At 41.1% G+C, this 21,879-nt stretch carries 17 protein-coding genes; 3 read left to right on the top strand and 14 right to left on the bottom strand.

What is annotated here, in order from left to right; genetic code table 11:
- Positions 1 to 65 precede the first annotated feature (65 nt).
- The 10 genes from ABJE44_RS10815 to ABJE44_RS10770 all read right to left on the bottom strand — a co-directional run bounded on the left by ABJE44_RS10815 (position 66) and on the right by ABJE44_RS10770 (position 8,968).
- The gene (locus ABJE44_RS10815) at positions 66 to 1,538 is read right to left on the bottom strand and encodes a flavodoxin domain-containing protein (RefSeq protein ID WP_348110747.1); all 1,473 of its coding nucleotides are present in this window, start codon (positions 1,536 to 1,538) and stop codon (positions 66 to 68) included.
- 42 nt (positions 1,539 to 1,580) lie between these two features.
- Positions 1,581 to 2,414, bottom strand: coding sequence for a DUF4198 domain-containing protein (locus ABJE44_RS10810; RefSeq protein WP_348110746.1), 834 nt, complete (start codon positions 2,412 to 2,414; stop codon positions 1,581 to 1,583).
- 68 nt (positions 2,415 to 2,482) lie between these two features.
- A complete protein-coding gene (locus tag ABJE44_RS10805; protein WP_348110744.1) occupies positions 2,483 to 3,025 on the bottom strand; it encodes a DUF2271 domain-containing protein in 543 nt (180 codons plus the stop codon).
- A 24-nt stretch (positions 3,026 to 3,049) separates the two neighbouring features.
- Positions 3,050 to 3,637, bottom strand: a complete 588-nt coding sequence (locus ABJE44_RS10800; RefSeq protein ID WP_348110742.1) for a PepSY-associated TM helix domain-containing protein — start codon at positions 3,635 to 3,637, stop codon at positions 3,050 to 3,052.
- Between the two features lie 41 nt (positions 3,638 to 3,678).
- Positions 3,679 to 5,091 (bottom strand): hypothetical protein, encoded by a 1,413-nt coding sequence (locus ABJE44_RS10795; RefSeq protein WP_348110741.1) that lies wholly within the window; start codon positions 5,089 to 5,091, stop codon positions 3,679 to 3,681.
- A gap of 32 nt (positions 5,092 to 5,123) precedes the next feature.
- Positions 5,124 to 5,828, bottom strand: coding sequence for an energy transducer TonB (locus tag ABJE44_RS10790; RefSeq protein WP_348110739.1), 705 nt, complete (start codon positions 5,826 to 5,828; stop codon positions 5,124 to 5,126).
- Positions 5,825 to 6,232, bottom strand: coding sequence for a biopolymer transporter ExbD (locus ABJE44_RS10785; RefSeq protein ID WP_348110737.1), 408 nt, complete (start codon positions 6,230 to 6,232; stop codon positions 5,825 to 5,827). Before ABJE44_RS10785 ends, ABJE44_RS10790 begins: the two co-directional genes overlap by 4 nt.
- A 5-nt stretch (positions 6,233 to 6,237) precedes the next feature.
- The gene (locus ABJE44_RS10780) at positions 6,238 to 6,633 is read right to left on the bottom strand and encodes a MotA/TolQ/ExbB proton channel family protein (protein WP_348110736.1); all 396 of its coding nucleotides are present in this window, start codon (positions 6,631 to 6,633) and stop codon (positions 6,238 to 6,240) included.
- The gene (locus ABJE44_RS10775; RefSeq protein ID WP_348110735.1) at positions 6,633 to 8,096 is read right to left on the bottom strand and encodes a MotA/TolQ/ExbB proton channel family protein; all 1,464 of its coding nucleotides are present in this window, start codon (positions 8,094 to 8,096) and stop codon (positions 6,633 to 6,635) included. The genes ABJE44_RS10780 and ABJE44_RS10775 overlap by 1 nt, the downstream gene beginning before the upstream one ends.
- Positions 8,093 to 8,968, bottom strand: coding sequence for a DUF3450 family protein (locus tag ABJE44_RS10770; protein ID WP_348110759.1), 876 nt, complete (start codon positions 8,966 to 8,968; stop codon positions 8,093 to 8,095). The genes ABJE44_RS10775 and ABJE44_RS10770 overlap by 4 nt, the downstream gene beginning before the upstream one ends.
- Positions 8,969 to 9,166: 198 nt before the next feature.
- Between ABJE44_RS10770 and ABJE44_RS10765 the strand changes: the two genes are divergently transcribed.
- Positions 9,167 to 11,383: a TonB-dependent siderophore receptor gene (locus ABJE44_RS10765; RefSeq protein ID WP_348110734.1), complete on the top strand. Its 2,217-nt coding sequence runs from the start codon at positions 9,167 to 9,169 to the stop codon at positions 11,381 to 11,383.
- 143 nt (positions 11,384 to 11,526) lie between these two features.
- On the top strand, positions 11,527 to 12,207 hold the full coding sequence (locus tag ABJE44_RS10760) for a Fe2+-dependent dioxygenase (RefSeq protein ID WP_348110733.1): 681 nt from the start codon (positions 11,527 to 11,529) through the stop codon (positions 12,205 to 12,207).
- A gap of 77 nt (positions 12,208 to 12,284) precedes the next feature.
- On the opposite strand, the gene dnaJ is transcribed toward ABJE44_RS10760, so the two are convergent.
- The 3 genes from dnaJ to grpE all read right to left on the bottom strand — a co-directional run bounded on the left by dnaJ (position 12,285) and on the right by grpE (position 16,295).
- Entirely contained in the window at positions 12,285 to 13,424 is a 1,140-nt protein-coding gene (dnaJ, locus tag ABJE44_RS10755; RefSeq protein WP_348110732.1) for a molecular chaperone DnaJ, read from the bottom strand.
- A gap of 169 nt (positions 13,425 to 13,593) precedes the next feature.
- Positions 13,594 to 15,525 (bottom strand): molecular chaperone DnaK, encoded by a 1,932-nt coding sequence (gene dnaK, locus ABJE44_RS10750; RefSeq protein ID WP_348110731.1) that lies wholly within the window; start codon positions 15,523 to 15,525, stop codon positions 13,594 to 13,596.
- A 155-nt stretch (positions 15,526 to 15,680) separates the two neighbouring features.
- Positions 15,681 to 16,295 (bottom strand): nucleotide exchange factor GrpE, encoded by a 615-nt coding sequence (grpE, locus tag ABJE44_RS10745; protein WP_348110730.1) that lies wholly within the window; start codon positions 16,293 to 16,295, stop codon positions 15,681 to 15,683.
- Positions 16,296 to 16,508: 213 nt separating this feature from the next.
- Between grpE and ABJE44_RS10740 the strand changes: the two genes are divergently transcribed.
- Positions 16,509 to 19,880, top strand: coding sequence for a PAS-domain containing protein (locus ABJE44_RS10740; protein ID WP_348110729.1), 3,372 nt, complete (start codon positions 16,509 to 16,511; stop codon positions 19,878 to 19,880).
- 44 nt (positions 19,881 to 19,924) lie between these two features.
- On the opposite strand, the gene dld is transcribed toward ABJE44_RS10740, so the two are convergent.
- Positions 19,925 to 21,628 (bottom strand): D-lactate dehydrogenase, encoded by a 1,704-nt coding sequence (gene dld / locus ABJE44_RS10735; RefSeq protein WP_348110728.1) that lies wholly within the window; start codon positions 21,626 to 21,628, stop codon positions 19,925 to 19,927.
- Positions 21,629 to 21,879: the final 251 nt, after the last annotated feature.

Below are 21,879 nucleotides of genomic sequence, written 5' to 3'. Positions count from 1 at the left end.
GAAATGAGCTGGTTGTATGCAGTGAACAAACCAGTCAATATTTATTTGTTAAGGATCAGCTGCCCTCAATATAAATCTCTACGATAACGACCAGAGCTTAGCAAAGCTGATACATTTTCTTGGCCTAGGTGTTTACTCAATACCTGATGCACGCCGTCACCCATTCCTGCTTTGCTACCACAAACATATATATCTGCTCCTTGATGAACAATTGCTTGTATTTTATCTGCATGATGCGCCACTACGTCTTGCACATACGTTGGGCTTTCTGGGTGCTTTGAATAGGCAAAAAATAAATCAGTGACTACACCTTGTTGTTGCCACTGTAGCAATTCGTCTTTAAGCATTTGATCATGATGCGGGCTTCGTTCTCCATAAAACATGCACACTTTACCGGCTTTCGGGTTTATGGCTCGCTCTGCAAGTTGCGCTCGTAAGCCAGCTAGGCCACTTCCGGAGGCTATTAAAAGCAATGGGTGATTAACGTCAGTGATATGACACCGTTTATTACTACGAATATGCCCTTGGGTGATATCGTTCAACTCACTAAACTGAGTTAACCATCCAGAACCAATACCTGCTTGACCATTAAGCTGTTTTTGTAACCTTACAATTAACTTAAGATGGTTTTCATGGTGGGCCGATGCCACCGAATACTCTCGTTTTGGCAATAGCTTAAGTGAATCTAGCCAATTTAGTGGTTCACTAGCAGAGACCTGCAAATGTTCTGGCAAAGCATACTCAGTTAAATATTCTTTGAGGGTGACAGTTAGGCCACCTTTAGCAATAGCCCGCTCACCATCTAACTTGTTAGCTTGCAGCCAATCTTGTATGTTTTTTGGGTTATGTTTAGGTTGAATTGAAATTACGTCACCTGCACGCCACTTTGGCATATCTACTGATTTAGTGGCCTCTGTTGAAAACGTCAGTAAATAAAGGGGTGCATTGGCACTATTAGGATTTAAGCATTCTCTATGAGTTAGTTTCCAATTAGTGACTGCCGCCACCGATGCCACTTGGGAGCTAAAGCTACCATCCTGTTGGCTATCTATTTCTGTAACAGCGGCTTCTGATTGTGCCCCCAAAGTAGCCAATCGTTTATTGAGGTTATGACCAAAAGCACAAAAATGCTCGTAGCTACTATCTCCTAAAGCAGTTACCGAATACCGCAAATGGGAAAGATCAAAAAATGCATCCTTCTTGGATAGCTCAGTGTAGAACCTATGGCCATTGTCTGGTGGCTCGCCTTGGCCATAGGTACTAACTATAAAATGTGCTTCTTGGGTATTACCTAACGTTTTTCGGCAAACACTATCTAACGGCAGTAAATTAACCTTACCTAATAACTCTAGCTCTTCCGCTTTTTTAGTTGCCAAAGTAGCCGCGGTGCCACTTTGGCTAGCATAAGCCACTAAAATTCGAGCTAGCGGATCAACACTGGGGTTGTTTTGTCTTTGACGCACCAACAACCAAAGACACCACACACACCATGCGCTTACTAAAAGCACTGCTAAACTAATTCGGTTCAGTTCACTCACCGGCTATTCACCTACCCTTTGACACATTTTTAGCAACATTCATTACATTGGTAATACTTCGAAAACAGCAACATAGGTCCCGGTGCGCTTTGTCGCTGGAGCCTTAGCTTGCTCGTCTTCGTAAGATGCTTCTACAAAGTAGCGACCAGCTTGTGGCCAAGTAACCGAAAATTCGCCTTTGTCGTTTGCCGTTACCTTAATTTCATTTTGCTGGTCACGGTAGCGCGAACCACCTTGAATGATTTCAACGCTAGCACCTTTAGCAGGTTTGCCGTCAATCAGTAATGTAAAGGTTGCTTCTTCACCAGAAAACAAATCGTTGGGGTGAGTCACAGGTACCATTTCTAAACCTTGGTTAGTTGGTTCAAAAACTGAATCAGTAGGTGCACCAAGAGTTACAAAGGTTTCAACACGGCGAGAACTTTGGCTTACTTGTAATTTTTTAGCTGTTTTTGGTACTGCTTTAGCAAAATCAGCATCCGTAGTGTTTTGTCCACGTCTAGGCCATCTTTGACGTTTGCCATCTTCATCTTCCCACCTTGCGCGTAAACCACCGCTGGCAGTAGCGACTTTATAAGTACCTTGTTCATTTAGTTGAATATCAAAGGTACTACGGTATTTACCTTTTGACGTATTTTCTAACTCAACAGGGCTTCCTTTTGGATCAACCACAGTCACACCTTGAATATTCAACGCAGCATGATCAATTGAGAAAATGCTATTTGAAACAGCCGCGTCAAATGTCACGTAAGGAGCATCTCCCGAAAGTACGGTTGAGCTTGGTAGAATCCAAGCTTTGTGAGCTTGGGCTTGCATAGTGACAGAACTGGCTATTACACCTGCAGCAATGAGTTTAAGTAGTAATTTAGATTTCATATTGTTTCTCCCAAAAGAATGTATGACTGCCAAAAAAATAGCAGTGTTAGATGAGTAATAAAGTTGTGTTATTGAACACTTAAGCGAATGCTACCTAATTCGGTTTTACCGGTTTCTGCGATAGGTAATAAAGACGTCTCAAGTGGCAAAGTAATTGGAATAACTACGTTCTCGCGACCACCAACTTCGCGTACAGCTTCAATTCGTAATTTGTAATCGCCAGGTGCTAACCCCTTAAAGTCTCCTTTTGATAGGTCTATGGTCACCTCATGACTGCCAGGCCCCTTAGTTGCCGAAGTTAAACCATCATAGGGTAAGTCAAGGCTTCGGCCACCTCGTCTCCACCATTGGCGTAAGTCTTTAAGCCACTCTAAGCCTTCGTTATTCTTTTTATTAATTTGATACCAAACGGCTATTGGTGTGGATTGCCGGGTTGAGTCTTCAAGCCAAACTGCTACATAAGGTTTATGGTATTCGGCTGTATCTAGCTGTGGGATTTCTACAGTCAATGCCAAGGTATCAGCTTTGGCGTATGCTTGACTGACTGCAGATGCAGTTACTATGGCTCCAGCCAAAACACTTAACATAATTAGCTTTTTCTGCTTTTGCATATATCTCTCTCTTTAATACGCTTGTTAATGTACAAATAATAAAATCAAGACCAAGGGAATTAGCACACCTAACACCGCTAATGGCCCAGTAGATTGGCGACTAGACGTCTGACGCCACAATAAAACTAACCCCGTAATACTAAAAATTACGCAGCCACCGGCAAACACATCAATAAACCATGCCCAGGCTGAGCCAGTATCTCGACCTTTGTGCAAATCATTAAAAAATGCGATCCAACCTCTGTCAGTATCTTCATATATAAATTCACCACTCTCAGTATCAATAGCTAACCATGCGTCACCGCCAGGCCTGGCAAGTGGCAGGTAAAATTCACCGTCTTCCCATTCGCCGACTGCACGTTTATAGATTTCAATATCGTGGACCTGCTTAAGCCATTGATTAAGTGCCGACGGCAGATGACTTGTGGATGTTTCTTTACTAACCCATTTTTGCAGCAAAGTATTAGGTACTTCGCCTTCAATACTTATACGCTGAGGCGTACTAGCAATATCAGCAGCATGATTCAAAGTAATGCCCGTTATAGAAAACAAAAACATACCCGCCATACACAAGGACGCACTAATCCAATGCCACTGTCTTATTGATCCCATCGAAATCACCATCACTACACCCTACTCATTATTCGATTACCCTAGCTTTCATTTCTAACTAGGTTATTTAAAGACTGAATATTCGCTAAAACGTCTTGTCTAGCGGGGTTTAGTTGAATGACTTTTCTTAATAACCTCAAAGCGTCAGAGTATTTTTGACGATCAATTTCTAATTGGGCTTGGCCTAGCAGTGCACGCTCTTTAAATGCAGCTAACCCTTGGGCACGTGCGTAATATTGAACAGCTTGCGCTGACCGCTTTTTGCTATGCATTAATTTTGCGAGTGTTAATAAGGCTTCGCCATTAGTTGGGTCGGCGTTAACGCTACTCATTAGGCTTTTTTCAGCTTTCATTGAGTCGCCTTTAAGTAAGGCTAATTTGCTGCGATAGACATCAAAGCGGGATAAAAAATAGCTCGATGTGTGCTTACGGTAAGGCGCTAGCGCTGTAAGCAGTTGTTCTAGTGGTTGCCAGCGCTGGTTGAAAACCAACCATTGACAGATTTGATCAATGGGCTCTACCTCAAAGTGGGTGTTGTTATCCTTTTGGTTCGACTTTTTAGATAAAAATAGCGACAGGTTATTATCTAGTAATTCAACGGCCCGCTGTGCACTACCACTTTGAATATGTAATTGAGCTAGGGTAACTATGTTGTTTAGGTCGTGAGTAATATTAGCATCGTCATTTAACAATAGCGCACTTTCTAAACTGCTAAGTGCTTGTAATGATTGGCCCTGCTTCAAGGCTAGTTGGCCTCTTTGTAACCATAATTCAGCATTATCAGGGCTAGACATTAGCATGCCTTCAAGTAAGGCTTGAGCTTGGCTAAAAGCCTGTGCGTTAATCAATGCGTACAGTAAACCTTGTTTCCACTGCAAGTTGTCTGGTTCTAAAAATAATGCATATTGATAACCTGCTATGGCACTAGCACCTTGTTTTAATTGCAAATTAACAAAGGCTAATTGACCATAGACTTGGGCGTCTGCCACACCAAGTTCAATGCTTTTCTTTAGGTGTGTACGAGCTTTTAGGTAATCTTTATTCACCATATACACCATGCTTAAACTACGGTGTGCTAAGGCTAAGTCTGGCATTAATTGCAAGGCTGATTTAAGGGCAACTTCAGCTTCAGAGTATTGCTTTAAACTAATTAAGACTTGGCCCCGCAGCTGTCTTAAAGCCGCACTGTCTTGTTCAATATCTCTTTCGCTAAAGGCTTGCTCAATTGCCTTATGGTCTTGCGTGGCTAATAAAGGTTGGAGCTCTTTAGCAAAGCTACTTTCAGACGAATCTAATTGTGCCTGAGTTTCACCTGAGGCTATATTTTTTAACAGAAACTCCCACTTTGGGGCGGCAAGGTTTACGGTAATATCAGCGGTGTCATCTGTGGTGGCAAATACAGATGAGGATAGACTCGTCCATAGCACTGCGCATACAGTTAGGTTTTTTATCATCAAATTATAAGTCTTATACATTGGTAAATTTCTCATGAGCCAATATCTACAGGCAATATAAATTTTGCCCTAGCTGGCTGTCCGTCTTTTTGTGGTGGAGTGAATCTAATGCGACGCACTAGATTTTTAATTTCACTTTCTAGCTGTGGATAGGGGTTGGTAACGATTTTGACTAATGTTGCTTTACCTTGTTCGTCAATGACTAACTCAAATGCAACTTTTACTTTTTTAATGCCCTTTCTAGTGAGGCTTTTTGGTAATGTCACTTTTAGGATAGTGAGTAGCGTTGGTAATCCATCTAAATCACTTAAGTCAAACGCATCCCAATCAACCTCTAACGATTGCCACTGGTTCTCTTGAGGCGTGAAATCAGGCATATCGGGCTTATCAATAGTGATATTTTGTACAACTTTAACCATTTGAATACTGGCACCCGCTCCTTCAACCTGCACAGTAACGGGTGCAACGACAGCCTGTTGCTGTACCACAGGTGGAGGTGGCGGCGGAGGCGGTGTCGCTATCGTTATTTCTCTAACCATAACGGTGTCTTGTGGTATTTGGCTTAACCCATGACCTACCCATAGCGTTAATAACGCCAGTACCAAAATGATGATACTGGCGATACTCGCTATAGCTTGGGCTTTTGAAAAAAATCGAAATTTCTGAAGTACAAATAAGCCAGTAGCCTTGCTAATATTGCCATCTGTATTTCCATTTTTTTGCGCGTCTAAAGTCATCCTTTCAGTGCTGCCAAATTTACAGTTTTTGCGCCAGCAAGCTTAGCGCCATCGATCACCTCTAACAGTAATTCTGTAGGTACAGTTTTATCAGCTTGAATAACCACAGGCCTTGGCTCGCGGCGCTGCAGCTGTTCAACTATGCCACGTACCCCGGCCACTCCAACATTACTGCCGTCATAGAACACCTCACCGTTATCTGTGATAGCCAATAAAATTGCAGTTTGTTCCATCTTCTGAATAGAAATAGCTTGAGGCTTGTCTACCTCAACACCTGTTTCTTTAACAAATACTGTAGTGACAATAAAAAATATGAGCAAAATAAACACCACGTCTAATAGCGGCGACATGTCTATACCTTGTTCTGGTTGTTGCTCCAAGCGTCTTTGTAATCTAGTTGGCATTGTTGTTATCTCGATATTTCGTTCGGTACTAATGCAGCATGTACTGAACGCACATAAGAGTGCAGTAACCATGCTGGAATGGCACAAACTAACCCTAGTTGGGTAGTAAGAAGTGCATCAGCTATACCTGCACTCACTAATTCGCTACTGGCACCTTGACTGGCGATACCAATAAAGCAATCAAGTAGCCCAATAATAGTGCCTAACAACCCGAGTAATGGCAGTGCGCCAATCAAAACACCAGTAGATTTTTGTTGAATTTGAATGTTTTCAGCATCAATAACGCCGCGATTAAAGGCGCTAAAAGATAGAATGTAACTCATAGATATTTGGTAATAACAAATCAGCGCTAAACCCAGAATGCCCCAACAAACCCAGTTACCATATATTGGCTCAAGCATTATGTAGCACTCGACTCTTGTAGTGATGCTTGAGCAATACTAGGCTTTGGTATAGTAGTTTTTTCTTTAGCTTGAGTTGTGGCTGTAGACTCATTAATCAGGTTTGCTGTATTGCTAGTATTAACCTGCTCATCAGATTTACTGATTAAAATAGCGAAGCTTTCTAAATCGTTGTAGTAAGACTTAGCTTTGCGAGACAACACCGCATTTAATATCAGTGCAGGAATGGCTACCACTAAACCAAGCTCGGTAGTGACTAACGCTTGTGCAATACCGCCAGATACGACCTCAGGATCTCCTGACCCAAACAAGGTCATCATTTTAAAGGTTTCTATCATACCGCTAACCGTTCCAAGCAAACCTAATAAAGGAGACACCGCAGCGGTCATACCGATAGCGCCAATCCAACGTTCTAAACGGGTTTTGTCATCTTGTAACTGCATAAAGAGTTGATCGTCACGCTCATTTGCAGATTTGGCTGTTACCGCAATATCTAATAAGCGTTTTTGCATACCCTTTACTTTACCTATGATTTGAGATTGCGCAGTGTCTTGATTTTTAGCTAAAGCATTGCTCAAAATTGATGGGGTAAAGCGAATTACCTTAGATAAACGGCCTAGTTGTACAACTTTAACTAGGGCAATGATTAATGCAAATACTGCAAAAAACACAATAGGAATAGCCCATTTACCACCTTTTAGGACATGCTCAAAAAAGCTTTCGGAATGTTGTTGCCGTGCCATAGCGCGATTCATAGTTGGGTCAAATACAATTGAACCTGCGGCCTGCTTATGTAAATCACCAATTGTGCTGTTAGCAGCGCCTTTAAACTGCACGTTACTTTTTAACAAACCAGCTTGACCAGCATGGGCACTAGCAAGGCCTGCATAACCACTAGTTTCGTTCCAATACCATGAGATAGGTCCCATCGATAAAGTTGCTAACTCAGTAATATCCCCACTGGGTAAAATTACTTTTGATTGTTGCCAGCTAGGTGCAAAGTATTGCTCGAATTGCTGACTACTGATTAAGACTTTATCGAGCTTATCTGCTAAAGAGCTTCGGTCGATAATTGATTGGTCGGTACTATCACCTTGTTGCTGTAAAAAGCGGCGCAATAATCCTTGCTGATAAGCTTGTTGTTGGTTCCAACTATTTAAACGCTCTTCAAGTTGCGACAAACTTAAGGTTTTTTCGTCTGACAAACGTCTTACGGCAGCGGTTTTTTCACGTAAAGCCAATACCTCAGTTTCTAATTTAGATAGCTGACTTGACAATGCTTGGCGCTGCTTAGCAATGTTTTGTTCTGCCTTTGTTAATTCTTTTTGGGCAGTACTTATTTTGTTTAATAAACTCTCCGCTAGTTGCTCCTGAGCATTTACAGAAACATTGATTACCAAAGATAACGCCAAGGCAAATACACTGACCTTTGTAATCGTTCGTACATTTACTATGCTAATCATTGTAAACCGCCTACTGTTACTTTTGAGGCTACTAAGTTGACTGGTAGCTCTACAAAATTGGCCTGTTTACGTTTCTCGAATATATCTATCGCTTTTTTGATTTCAGTAGCGCGTATAGATTCACCTTCAGTCCAAACCCATTGATTATCTTGAACCTGCCCTTGCCCTTTAAGCTCTCCATCGGCGCTAACAAACCATGCAGCACTGACCCCTAGATAAAGTTGCTTAACCATAACGTCATCAGTTGTAGATACAGAGATTGGGCCTTCGTGAACAGAAATACGGTTTTGGAAATCCATAAGACTATTCAACTTAGCCAAAACAGCCTGCAAACTTATAGAGGTTTGGTTATCGTCAGAAGAGTCGTCTTGTTGTTGTAACCAAACATTCTTTAACGGCGGCGGCAATAATTCACTAAGGTGCTCTACTTGATTAAGCAGTAAAGCCAATTTATTAGATAAAGCGGCTTGTTGTTGCTCGAGATTTGATTGTTGTTCTAATAATTCAGTACGACGCTTAGTGACATCTTCTTGACTGTCTTTACTGTACTTAAGAACGTCTTCTAGCTGCTTTTTTTCAGCGCTGAGTAAGGTCAGCCTTTGATGTAGAATGGGCTTACTGGCCTGCCAATCCGCCAATAGATGACTGGTTTGTCGCTGAGTATCTAACCACTGACTCGTTAGCCTATCAATTTGAGTTAGGTCTGTAGCGAGTGCTGAAGGCATATTGACTGTGCTACCTAGAAAACTAAAGAACACTACAGTAAATATCGATAAAGCATTGATACTATTAGATATTGTTAGAATAACAACACTACCAGCTCTGATGTTTTGGAGTATTCTATCTAATGTTATACAGATTAACCTTGTCACATATTTCAACTTTTATCTCTCTTACTAGTCACAAACCATGAGCTTTGTAGCCTGGTCTTAATTACCCCATTTTGATAATCCGCCATTATCCACACAACCAATGTAATTGCAAATGATAATTACTTGCATTTAGATTATTAAGTGTTAGTCTGCGCCCCGAGAAATGCAATTAACACATAACAAATGGAGAATTTCTAAATGAGAAACCTAACTGGCATGCCTGCGAATATTGGCGTAAAGCGTAGTGCAATTACCCTAGCTATCGCAGCGGCTTTCCCTCTAGGTACTGCTATTGCGCAAGAAACCCAGCAATTACCTACTGCAAAAGCGACGGTGCAAACAGAAAATAGCTATAAAGTTGATAACTCTGCTTCAGTTAAATATACGCAACCGTTACTTGATACGGCTAAAACAATAACGGTAGTGTCGCAATCTGTTATGCAAGACCGTAATGTTGATAGTTTAAAAGATGCCCTTCGCAACGTTCCAGGCATTTCATTAGCGGCTGGTGAAGGCGGTGCACCTCCCGGCGACAGCATGTCTATTCGCGGTTTTAGTGCTAGTAACAGCATTTTAATTGATGGTGTACGTGATATCGCGGGTTACTCTCGTGATACATACAATGTGGAATCTGTAGAAGTTGCAAAAGGGCCAAGTTCTGCTGTTGCTGGCCGAGGTTCTGCTGGCGGTACAATCAACTTACAAAGCAAAACCGCTAAGTTAGAAGACTTTACTGATGTGAGCCTACGCTTAGGTAGTGAAGGAGATTACCGTGGTCAAGTTGATGCCAATCTTGCATTAGGTGATACCACTGCACTAAGGGTTAATGTATTAACAGATGATGGTGACGTACCGGGACGTGATCAGGTATTTAACTCTAAAAATGCTATTGCTGCTTCTTTAGCAACGGGTATTAATACAAAGTCTCGATTAACTGTGAATGGAGAATATCAAAAACAAGATAACTTACCTGATTATGGTATTCCATGGGTGTCAAATGGCTCTACGCCAGTGGCTGAGTTGGTAGACTATGTTGGTTCTGCGCCACCTGTAGATTTTGATAATTTCTACGGTAATGTTTATCGTGATTTTGAAGACATCACGGCTAGATCCCTTACCGCAAAATATGAATATGACCTGAGCCCTAATACTACTCTTAGAGCGTTAGCTCGAACAGGATCAATCAAGCGACTAAATATAGTAACCGCTCCTCGCTTTATTGATAACTCTACCACTACAGATGTGCGTTTAAGTGATGAAAAAACTCGTGATACACAAGATTCACTGAATGTATTTCAGTTTGACGTAATTGGTAGTTATCAGGTTGGAGACACCACTCATGATTTGGTTGCAGGTGCCGAATTTGCAAAAGAAAAATTCGAACGTTGGAATTATACCGCGGTTGTTGCTGATAACTTGAATGATACCCCCGAACTAGTTGATCTATACAATCCAGATTCGTTTGTTGAATATACAGGAGAATATGCCCGTACTGGCAAAAGCCAAGAGGCAACGGGTGATACCACCGCTATTTATGTTTTTGATACGGTGACCTTAAATTCGCAGTGGGAAGTAACAGCAGGGTTACGTTATGACATCTTTGAAACTGAATATTTCTATGACCTAGATGGCGATGATCCTACTGTAAAATTTGTAAACGAAGTGAAAGAGTTAACATGGAATGCAGGTGCAGTGTATAAACCTGCTGCCAACGGCTCTATTTACTTTGGTGCTGGTACTTCATTCACTCCCGCAGCAGAAGACTTAACCATATCTACCCGAGGAAATGCCGGTGATTTGGAACCAGAAAAAAATGTCAGCTACGAAATTGGGACTAAGTGGGAGCTGCTTGAAGGCAAAGTGTTAGCGAGTGCGGCTCTTTTCCGCAATGAGAAAACCAATGCATTAACCGATGACCCATTTGATGGGGTTGATGGCGATGATACTCGAGCTGATTCGTTAAATGGTGAGCAACGTGTAGACGGGTTAGAGCTGGGTTTGACCGGACAGTTGAGTAAAGAGTTACAAATATCAGCAGCCTATACCTTTCAAAAGAGTGAGGTCTTGAATGCTGAAGGTGATGATGAGACACAAATTGGCCTTGAATTACCGAGAACACCAGAGCACTCGTTCAGTTTGTGGGGAAGTTATGAACTTTCTGATGATGTATCATTTGGCTTAGGTGCTCAGTATATAGGTGACCGTTATAATAGCTCTAGTCTAACAGGCCGTGAACTGGCTGATGATTACTTAATTTTTGATATGATGGTGTCATACCAAGTTACTGAAAAACTAAGTGCTCAGTTAAATGGTAGTAACCTAACCGATGAAGATTACATTGATCAACTCGGTGGTGGTCACTTCTTACCGGGTGAAGGTCGTTACATTAGCGTAACAGCGACTTATTCGTTTTAGTAAGCTGGTAACAGCAAGCTAATTGTACGTATGCAGAGACATGAATACAGGGATGTATTCTTAAGCTGTAAGTTTCAAATTATTTAAAACAAACCGGGTACTTATCCGGTTTTGTCTTTGTTGTATTTCATGGGGATAAAGCCTTGTTAATAAAAGTTGCAAATGTATTAAGCCAAGAGCAAGTGCGGCAAGCCAAAGGGATCATGCTTGATGCCGATTGGACCGACGGTAATGTCACAGCTGGATACCAAAGCTCCCAAGCAAAAAATAATTTACAACTGCCAGAAGACTCTGAAGCTGCCCGTCAGCTAGGTGATATGATTTTACTGGCATTGTCTAAAAGTAATGTGTTTATGTCGGCGGCCTTGCCTAATAAGATATTCCCGCCTTTGTTTAATTGCTATCAAGGAGGTCAGTCTTTTGGTACCCATGTTGATAATGCCATCCGCCAAGTGCCGGGTACCCCTGTTAAAGTGCGTACCGATATATCAATGACCTTGTTTATCTCTGAGCCCGATGAATATGAAGGGGGCGAATTGGTGATAGAAGACACCTATGGCTCACAAAGTGTGAAATTTGCAGCAGGTGATATGGTGTTATATCCATCCACTAGTTTGCATCATGTTACCCCTGTGACTAAAGGTAGGCGGTTAGCTTCATTTTTTTGGCTGCAAAGTATGATCGCCAGTGATGAAAAACGTAGAATTTTATTTGATATGGATACAGCCATTCAAGGTTTAAGGCAGAGTATTCATGACAGCCCTGAAATTGTTCAGTTGACCGGTGTTTACCACAACCTTTTAAGGCAATGGGCACAAACCTAATATTAGGTTTAAACATAAATAACGGACACAAAAAAGCCGCTTACAAGAGCGGCTTTTAAATTATTGCTTTTCAGTACTTAATGGGTCAAATCATCAAAAAACTTTTTAACACCATCAAAGAAACCACTTTCTTTAGGGCGGTTCTTAGCGACATCCTTGCCAGTACCCATAGATTCTTCTAATTCGTTAAGCAGTTCTTTTTGACGAGAGCTTAAGTTAACCGGAGTTTCGATTACCACTTTACAAATTAAGTCACCTACACTGCCACTACGAACAGATTTAACGCCTTTACCACGTAAACGGAACATTTTTCCAGTTTGAGTTTCAGCGGTGACTTTAAGTTTAACCTTGCCTTCAAGTGTTGGTACTTCAATTTCTCCACCAAGTGCAGCACGGGTGAAACTTAGAGGTACTTCACAATATAGGTTATTACCTTCACGGGTGAATATTTTGTGGTCACGTACATGAACTTGTACATACAAGTCACCTGGTGGTGCACCGGTTTCTCCGGCTTCACCTTCACCTGTTAGGCGAATTCTGTCGCCAGTGTCGACACCAGCTGGTACTTTAACCGATAAGGTTTTGGTTTTTTGAACTCGACCTTCACCATGACATGCTTTACATGGATCGGAGATAATCTGTCCTTTACCAGAGCACGTTGGGCAAGTCTGCTGAACAGCAAAAAAGCCTTGACGCATTTGTACTTGGCCTTGGCCATGACAGGTTGGGCAAGTCGTTGGCTTAGACCCTTTTTTAGCACCAGAGCCATCACACACTTCACATCCGACTAATGTAGGAACGCGAATTTCTACGCTTTTACCTTTAACCGCTTCTTCAAGAGAAAGTTCTAGGTTATAGCGTAAGTCTGACCCTTGACGAGCACGAGATTGACGTCCACCGCCTCCCCTGCCACCGCCAAAGATATCACCGAAAACGTCACCAAAAATATCACCAAAGTCGCCACCTTGACCACCGCCACCGCCGCGATTTGGATCGACACCAGCGTGACCGTATTGATCGTAGGCCGCACGTTTTTGCGAATCGGTAAGCATTTCGTGTGCTTCTTGCACTTCTTTAAATTTTTCTTCCATAGCTTTATCGCCCTGCGTTCTATCAGGGTGATATTTCATGGCTAGACGTTTGTACGCCTTTTTTATTTCGCGTTCGGTGGCACTTTTGTCCACGCCTAACACTTCATAATAATCTCGCTTCGACATCTCGATTCGGTATCCTGCGGTCTATGTATGTTCACAAACTAGCTAAATTGCTAACTTGTATGACTACTATTTTTGATAATTCTTAAAACAAACAAGGCGCAAACAATGTGACTTGCTGCGCCGAGTTGTACTGCCGAGAAAACTCGGCAGTCAGTATGTCTAACAACAATTATTTTTTGTCGTCTTCTTTTACTTCTTCAAACTCAGCGTCAACTACATCTTCATCTTGTGGAGCTGCGCCCGCATCTGTTGCTTCTGGGCCAGCTTCAGCACCTTCAGCAGCCGCTTTAGCTTGAGCAACTTCCATCAATTTAGCTGATGCTTGGATAAGCTCTTGAGTTTTAGCGTCGATGGCTTCTTTGTCGCCTTCTTTCACTGCTTCTTCAAGGGCTACAACCGCAGCTTCGATTTGAACTTTATCTTCTTCACTTAACGCATCGCCTGCTTCTTCAACTTGCTTACGTGTACCGTGGATCATACCGTCAGCTTGGTTGCGAGCCTGAACTAGTTCTTCGAATTTAGCATCAGCGTCTTTATTTGCTTCTGCATCTTGAACCATTTGTTCAACTTCTTCTTCACTTAAACCTGAAGAAGCTTGGATCGTAATCTTCTGCTCTTTACCTGTATCCTTGTCTTTAGCAGATACATGTAAAATACCATCAGCATCGATATCAAAAGTCACTTCAATTTGCGGTGCGCCACGTTGTGCTGGGCGAATACCTTCTAAATTAAATTGACCTAGAGATTTGTTACCTTGGGCTTGCTTACGCTCACCTTGAAGTACATGAATCGTTACCGCAGACTGGTTATCTTCAGCTGTAGAGAAAGTCTGTGACTTTTTAGTAGGTACAGTTGTGTTCTTCTCGATTAGCGCAGTCATTACGCCGCCCATAGTTTCGATACCTAGTGAAAGTGGCGTTACGTCAAGTAACAATACGTCTTTAACATCGCCAGACAATACACCACCTTGAATTGCAGCACCTACGGCAACCGCTTCATCAGGGTTTACATCTTTACGTGGCTCTTTTCCGAAGAATTCAGTCACATATTTTTGTACTAGTGGCATACGTGTTTGACCACCAACCAAGATAATATCGTTGATATCACCTACAGAAAGGTCTGCATCAGATAATGCTTGCTTAAGTGGCTCTAGGGTAGCTTTAACCATAGCTTCAACAAGTGACTCTAATTTTGCACGAGTAAGCTTGATAGTAAGGTGCTTAGGACCAGATGCATCAGCTGTGATGTAAGGTAAGTTAACTTCTGTTTGTTGTGCAGAAGACAATTCAATCTTAGCTTTTTCACCCGCTTCTTTTAAACGTTGCATAGCTAATGGATCTTTACGTAAATCCATACCTGAGTCTTTCTTGAACTCATCTACTAAGTAATTAATAACTTGGTTATCAAAATCTTCACCACCTAAGTGAGTGTCACCGTTAGTCGCTAGTACTTCAAAGGTGTGCTCGCCATCTGCTTCGTCGATTTCGATGATAGAGATATCAAATGTACCACCACCTAAGTCATATACTGCAACAACGCTGTCGCCTTTCTTCTTGTCCATACCGTATGCAAGTGCAGCGGCAGTTGGCTCGTTGATAATACGCTTAACTTCAAGACCAGCGATACGACCTGCATCTTTAGTAGCTTGACGTTGAGAATCGTTGAAGTATGCAGGAACAGTAATAACGGCAGCGTCTACTGTTTCACCTAGATAATCTTCAGCGGTTTTCTTCATTTTTTTCAACACTTCTGCAGAAATCTGCGGCGGTGCCATTTTCTCGCCTTTCGCTTCAACCCATGCATCGCCGTTATCAGCTTTAACAATGTTAAAAGGCATAATGTCGATATCACGTTGAACTTCTTTATCTTCAAAGCGACGACCGATTAAACGCTTAATAGCGAATAAAGTGTTTTGTGGGTTAGTTACAGCCTGACGTTTAGCTGGCTGACCAACTAAAGTTTCGCCGTCTTGACTGTATGCAATAATTGAGGGGGTAGTACGATCCCCTTCTGCATTTTCAATAACTTTTGCTTTATCGCCATCTAGTACTGCCACACATGAGTTGGTAGTACCCAAATCTATTCCAATGATTCTACCCATTAGTTTTTCTCCAAAAAATTGTTCATAAAAGCTTGTACACTTTGTGGGGTTATTCTTGTGCTTTTCAACATCTTAATTAAAAAAACCTTCACAAAATCGTAATTATTTTCGCCAATTCGTCTCTATTGGGGTTAAGTCCCCAAATTGCAGACCAATTATGCTTGTGTATCTACACCACCTTCAGGTGCGCGGGTTACCATAACCATGGCTGGTCTTAACAAACGGCCATTTAATTCGTAACCTTTTTGCATCACTGCCATGACTGTATTTGGTGGCAGTTCTGCGTTTTCTTGCATCGACATAGCTTGATGCTGCTCTGGATTAAAAGGCTGACCTTGAGGGTCAATCACTGTCATTCCAAATTTTTCAATAGTGCTTACAAAAGACTTAAGTGTTAATTCAACGCCATCAACAACCGGCTTGATTGCTTCGTCTTCTGGATTAGCAACTTGTAAAGCACGCTCTAAATTATCAGCAACAGGTAATAACTCACCGGCAAATTTTTCTAATGCAAATTTACGAGCTTTGTCTATTTCGCCTTGAGCACGTTTACGGGCATTGTCAGACTCTGCCATAGCGCGAATTACTGAATCTTTTTGATCCGCTACTTTCGCTTCTGCTGCAGCAACGGCCGCTTCCAATTCAACAATACGTTGTTGGTCTTCGGTTAACTCAACTACTTCTTCAGATATTTGTTCTGCTGCGTGTTGCTCAGCTTCTACACCTGCTTCTAATTCTTCACCTTGTTGAGGTGTTTGTTCATTTGACATGCTTAGCTCCGTTTACTGTTTTCTTTAAGCAAAGTTATAACTGCCACTTTTAATGGGGTTATATTTTTAAGCTTCAAGGCAGGTAATTGATGTTTTTTTGATTTAAATTAAATATCGAGACTATAGGGCGATTAAAGCACGCTTTTATATTATTGAAGCTAAAGGTACAGTACAGAAACTTAGTTAGTTTCAAGAGCCCTATTTAAATAAACAATGATTAACGTTTGGACAGTTTCTACAGTAGTAATATGTTACTTACTCGTATTGTTCGGTTTAGCGTTTTGGGCTGAAAAACGCTACAAAGGCCAACAACAGCACCCTTTTATTTATAGTCTAGCATTGGGCGTTCACTGCACTTCTTGGGCTTTTTTTGGAACAACCACACAAGCTACTCAATATGGTTGGGCGTTTATACCTACTTATTTGGGGGCAATTTGTGTCTTTTTATTTGGGTATCCAGTCTTACGTAAAATAAGCTCTTTGTGCCATCAACACCAAGTTAATTCTCTTGCTGACTTTATTAGCTTACGATTCGAGAAGTCTTATTTATTAGCCGCAATTGTCACCTTGTTATGTTTAGTGGGCGTTATTCCATATATTGCACTGCAACTAGACTCAGTTAGTCAAAGCGTTTCATTACTAGTAGGTAATGATGTGACTTGGAGTACCAACATAGGTGCATATGTCGCCATCTTTATGGCAATATTTACTATTCTTTTTGGCCTAAAATCCTTAAGCGCTAGCGATAAACACCCTGGTTTAATGGTTACCATCGCTTTTGAGTCAATTGTCAAATTAGGCGCACTATGCATTATCGGCGGGTACATATGCTACGTCATGTTTGATGGAGTATTAGACTTATTTGGACAAGCTCAGTTGCACCCCAAAAGTCAAAGTATCATACAGGCGGACTCGGCCATATGGGTATACTTAAGCCATATGTTACTTGGGGTATGCTCAATGTTTTGCCTACCTAGGCAGTTTCATATCAATTTTGTTGAAAATAATGGCACTGAAGAACTCAGAACAGCACGTTGGTTTTTTCCTCTATATCTGTGTTTAATGACTATTTTTGTTTTACCTATAGGTGTTGCCGGTCATATTATATTTGATACGACATCTGTAAGTACCGATACTTATGCGTTAGCCCTGCCCTTATATGACCAAAATCCAAGCCTTGCCTTAATTGCATTTATTGGTGGACTGTCAGCTGCTACCAGCATGGTCATTATTGCGACCTTAGCTATGGGTATTATGATTTCGAATAATTTAGTCACGCCACTTAGACTAAAAATTCAATTACAGAGATTGCACCAACATAACCTGACTCCTAAAGCCATGTTATTTACTCGTCGTATTACCGTGGTGTTAGTCATGGGAATAGCCTATCTATATCACCTCGACATCAGTAAAACAGCCCCCTTAGTAAAAAGTGGCATAATTGCCATCGCCTTATTATCGCAAACATTTCCTATTATTATTGGTGGGTTATATTGGCGCGAACGTAACAAAAACGCCGCTATGATTGCTTTAATGGCGGGCTCATTATGTTGGGCTTACTGGTTACTATGGCCTAGTATCACTGCAAGTTACTATTTTGATACCCCTCCTAGCGACTTTCAACTTGCCTTTGGTTTTGTAAAAAGTTTATTAATTAACTTAAGTTGCTTTGTCGCCTTTAGTTTAATTTTTCCTAGCACTAAAAAGCACCCAACCAAAACTTTAGCAAAGCAGAGCTTTTCAACTCAACACAACGCCACGAAAATTTCTAAATTACTAGCGATCACAGAGAAAGTATTAGACAAAGACAGACACCAATATTTATTGAAGAATTTACCTTCAGAACAAACATCTGCCTATGCCAGTCCAAAATTACTCGCCAATTTTGAAAATGAAATAGCCAATCAAGTGGGTAATGTTAGTGCCAGAATTCTTCTGTCTGCTATCGCTGAAAAAAAGGATGTCGCCCTTGCCGAGTTAGTTGAATTGGTTGAAGAGGCCAGCCAAACATTTCACTTTAATCATGAAGTATTACAATCTTCGGTAGAGCATATTCAGCAAGGGATTTGTGTAGTAGACGTAAACTTAAACCTTTTGGCATGGAACCAACGTTATATCCAAATGTTTAATTATCCTCCGGGGTTAGTCACTGTAGGTATATCCATTGAGAACTTGTTAATCTTTAATGCTCAAAGAGGCTTATTTGGCAACAAACAACAAATCGATGCAGAAATTAGTAAACGCATGCAATTTATGCGAGACGGAAGCCTGTATAAATATGTCAGAGAGCAAAAAAACGGTAAAACGATTGAGGTTAACGGCAGCCCTCTTCCCGGCGGTGGGTTTGTCACCACTTATAGCGACATTACCGACTACATTAGTATTCAGCAACAATTACAACAATCAAAACAACATTTAGAATCTAGAGTCGCCCAGCGCACCACTGAACTAGAAACAGCCAATATTGCTCTAGAAGAAGCCAGACAAGAGGCCGAACAAGCTAACGAAAGTAAAAGTAAATTTTTAGCTGCTGCTGGACATGATTTAATGCAACCCTTTAATGCAGCCAGTTTATTTGCGTCTTTGATCAAAGAAAAAGCCCCTAACCAAGATCTAAAAGAAATGAGCCAAAGCTTGGTTCAATCTTTAAGCAATGCTGAGGAGTTACTATCAACCTTATTAGATATGACACGGTTAGACTCGGGAGTACTCGTACCTAAACTACAAAAATTTCCACTCAGTGAGGTACTCACCCCCTTAATACAAGAGTTCTCGGTTTTAGCGACTCACAAAGGGTTAATTATAAAATATGTAGCCTGTAGTTGTGTGGTGACGTCGGATAAAAAATTACTTAGACGTATTTTACAAAACCTTATCTCTAATGCCGTTCGATATACAGACTCAGGAAAAATCTTAGTCGTAGCTAAACGCCTCAATCAAAACCTGAATATTAGAGTGTACGATACGGGTAAAGGAATAGCTGAAAACCAGCAAGGTGCTATTTTTGAAGAATTTAACCAGCTAGACAAGCAGAATAACAATCAGGGATTAGGCTTAGGGCTAACCATAGTAGAAAGGTTTAGTGCATTACTTCATTATTCAGTAGCAGTAGAATCAAAATTGGGGCAAGGAAGTTGTTTTCACATCACGCTACCTAGAACAACAGCGACCCAGACCATTAAACCTATACCTAATATCACGCAATCAAATTCATCAGAATTAATGCGTGGTAAAGTGGTGGTCATTATTGAAAATGACTCAGATACCATTGAGGCCATTCGCCATCTATTTTTAAGCTGGGGCGCTTCAGTATATCCATTCAACAGTGCATCAGAAGCATTAAAATACTGCCCAACCTGCCCTAACCTATTATTTTTAGATTACCACTTAAACAACAACGAGACGGGTATTCAAGCAGCAGAGTTAATTAGAAAAAAATGGCAACAAAGGATACCAGCGGTGCTCAGCAGCGCAGATCGCACTGAAGCTGTCCGAAACCTAGCGGTTGAGGGACAGCTACATTATTTACCTAAACCTATAAAACCCGCAGCATTAAAAAGATTTATCATACAAACGGGTATCTGACGTGATTATGAGCGAAGACAAAATCAACAAAACTCAATTAAGGGTTAAACACAGCAGGCACAATTACGTTTTGTTTTTTCCATCTTACCGATCCCCGGATTAAAGGTATTGGTAGGGTCTAGTTTTCTATAAAACTTCTGTAAATCACTCTCTGCCTCGTACAGGTGGCCAACGTTATGTTCTGCTGGATATTTAGCACCTCTTGAATCAAGTAAAGCTAGCATTTGTTTTTTCACCTGTTTGGCATCTGTACCCTTTTTAAGTACATAGTCTTGGTGAAATACATGGCAAAAAAAGTGGCCGTAATAAAGACGCTTGTCAATATGTTGTGAAATACTCTCAGGAAACTCTTCCACCCACTCCATATCGTTGCGGCGAAGCGCAATATCTAAAGCCAAAATATCGCCGACGCTTTTAGATTTTAAAGTTTGATAACGAATAGCCGCCCCTGCTGCGGCAAAACGATGTAAAAATGCTCTTGAAGACTCATCTTCATCACATGCAAAATAGTCACCTGCTTCTGGGTTGTTAGTAAAAAAATCACTCAAGTACTGTTTTGCTTCAGCAATACCTGCATCACTCATCTTCAGTAAGAGGTGATGCTCGTATTTATCATTATAATCTAGCATCCTTTTCGGCAGGTGAGCTGGAAACAAGTAACTCACACCCTGCATGACTCTGTCTGTTAGGAACTTTGGTAAAAATGGCACCTTGTTAAGTGCGGCATCAATGCGGCCTTTTATAGCGAACATTTTAGGTAACGCGTCAGTTCCTAAGTGTAATATGCTCAAAAAAGTATCTTTACCGTATTGGTTGGCGATATCGAAACAATCTCTGTGCAGGTATTCGCCCACCTCAGGTAAATTTTTGAAGTTTGATAACATATCTTTACGTATGGTGCTAAGTGTATGCGGGTCGTTTGTGCCAATATAAAAAGTTTGTTCTTTTTTAGCCACACTAAATGTATCTAATCTCACAGCAAATACTGCAACTTTTCCAGCACAACCACTGGACTCAAAAAGCCTTTTAGGATCAGCGTTAAAACGACTAGGCGTATCTGCATTTACATCGCGGATAAGATCAACATAATCTGTTGCTGAGGCTTTTTTCTCGGTGCTAAAGTTACTATCATCAAAATTTCCTGACTCTAGGTTCGCCAGAATCTCTTCTGGCTCTTGACCTAAGTCAATACCAAGGTGATTAACCAAATGTAATTCACCTTTAGCGTTTACCCATGCAAATATTGACAACTCTGTATAAGCTGGGCCTCTTTTGACTAGGGCACCACCAGAGTTATTAGCAACACCGCCCACTACAGTGGCTCCTAATGATGATGAACCAATCACAGAATGAGGCGCTCTATTCAATGGTTTAAGTGTTTTTTCAAGAGTATGTAAAGTCGTGCCAGGCAGACCAATAACCTGCTCACCTGCGCCAAGCATTATCAGTTTGTCCATGGCCAAAGTATTAATTACAACCACCTCACGATCATAATCATGACCACTTGGGGTCGAGCCCTCGGTTAGGCCAGTTTTAGCCGCTTGCATAACAATAATACAATCAGCTTTAATGCAAGCTTGTAACACCTTCCAAAATTCAACTAAGGTTTGCGGGAAAACCACTGCAAGTGCTGAGCCTTCCCCTGACCGCCAACCCTTCCGATAATATTCGGTACTACGCTCACCAACTGCGACATTATCAGTCGTTAAAATGGAAACTAACTCACCAATAACTGAGTGTGGTGACATGAAACTCTCCTAATAAAAAATTTAAACTATTGAAACCAACTCTACAGTTGGCAAACTTTATAATTGTATTATGTCAAAAAGGTTAATCTGCGGGCCACATAAATACAGAAATCTTTTTTATGTGCATTTACAAAAGTTAAATTAATGAATATCCCATTAGATTAAGGCAATTATTCTAAAGGCGTAATAAAAAATAAGGTAACCTTGACTTATATCTACACTTATCTTGAATTGACTCATATAGTCGTATC

Source organism: Paraglaciecola sp., assembly GCF_039942875.1.
Lineage (GTDB): Bacteria > Pseudomonadota > Gammaproteobacteria > Enterobacterales > Alteromonadaceae > Paraglaciecola.
The sequence above is the reverse complement of the archived record's forward strand: the minus strand, read 5'-3'. Positions and strand labels throughout refer to the sequence as shown.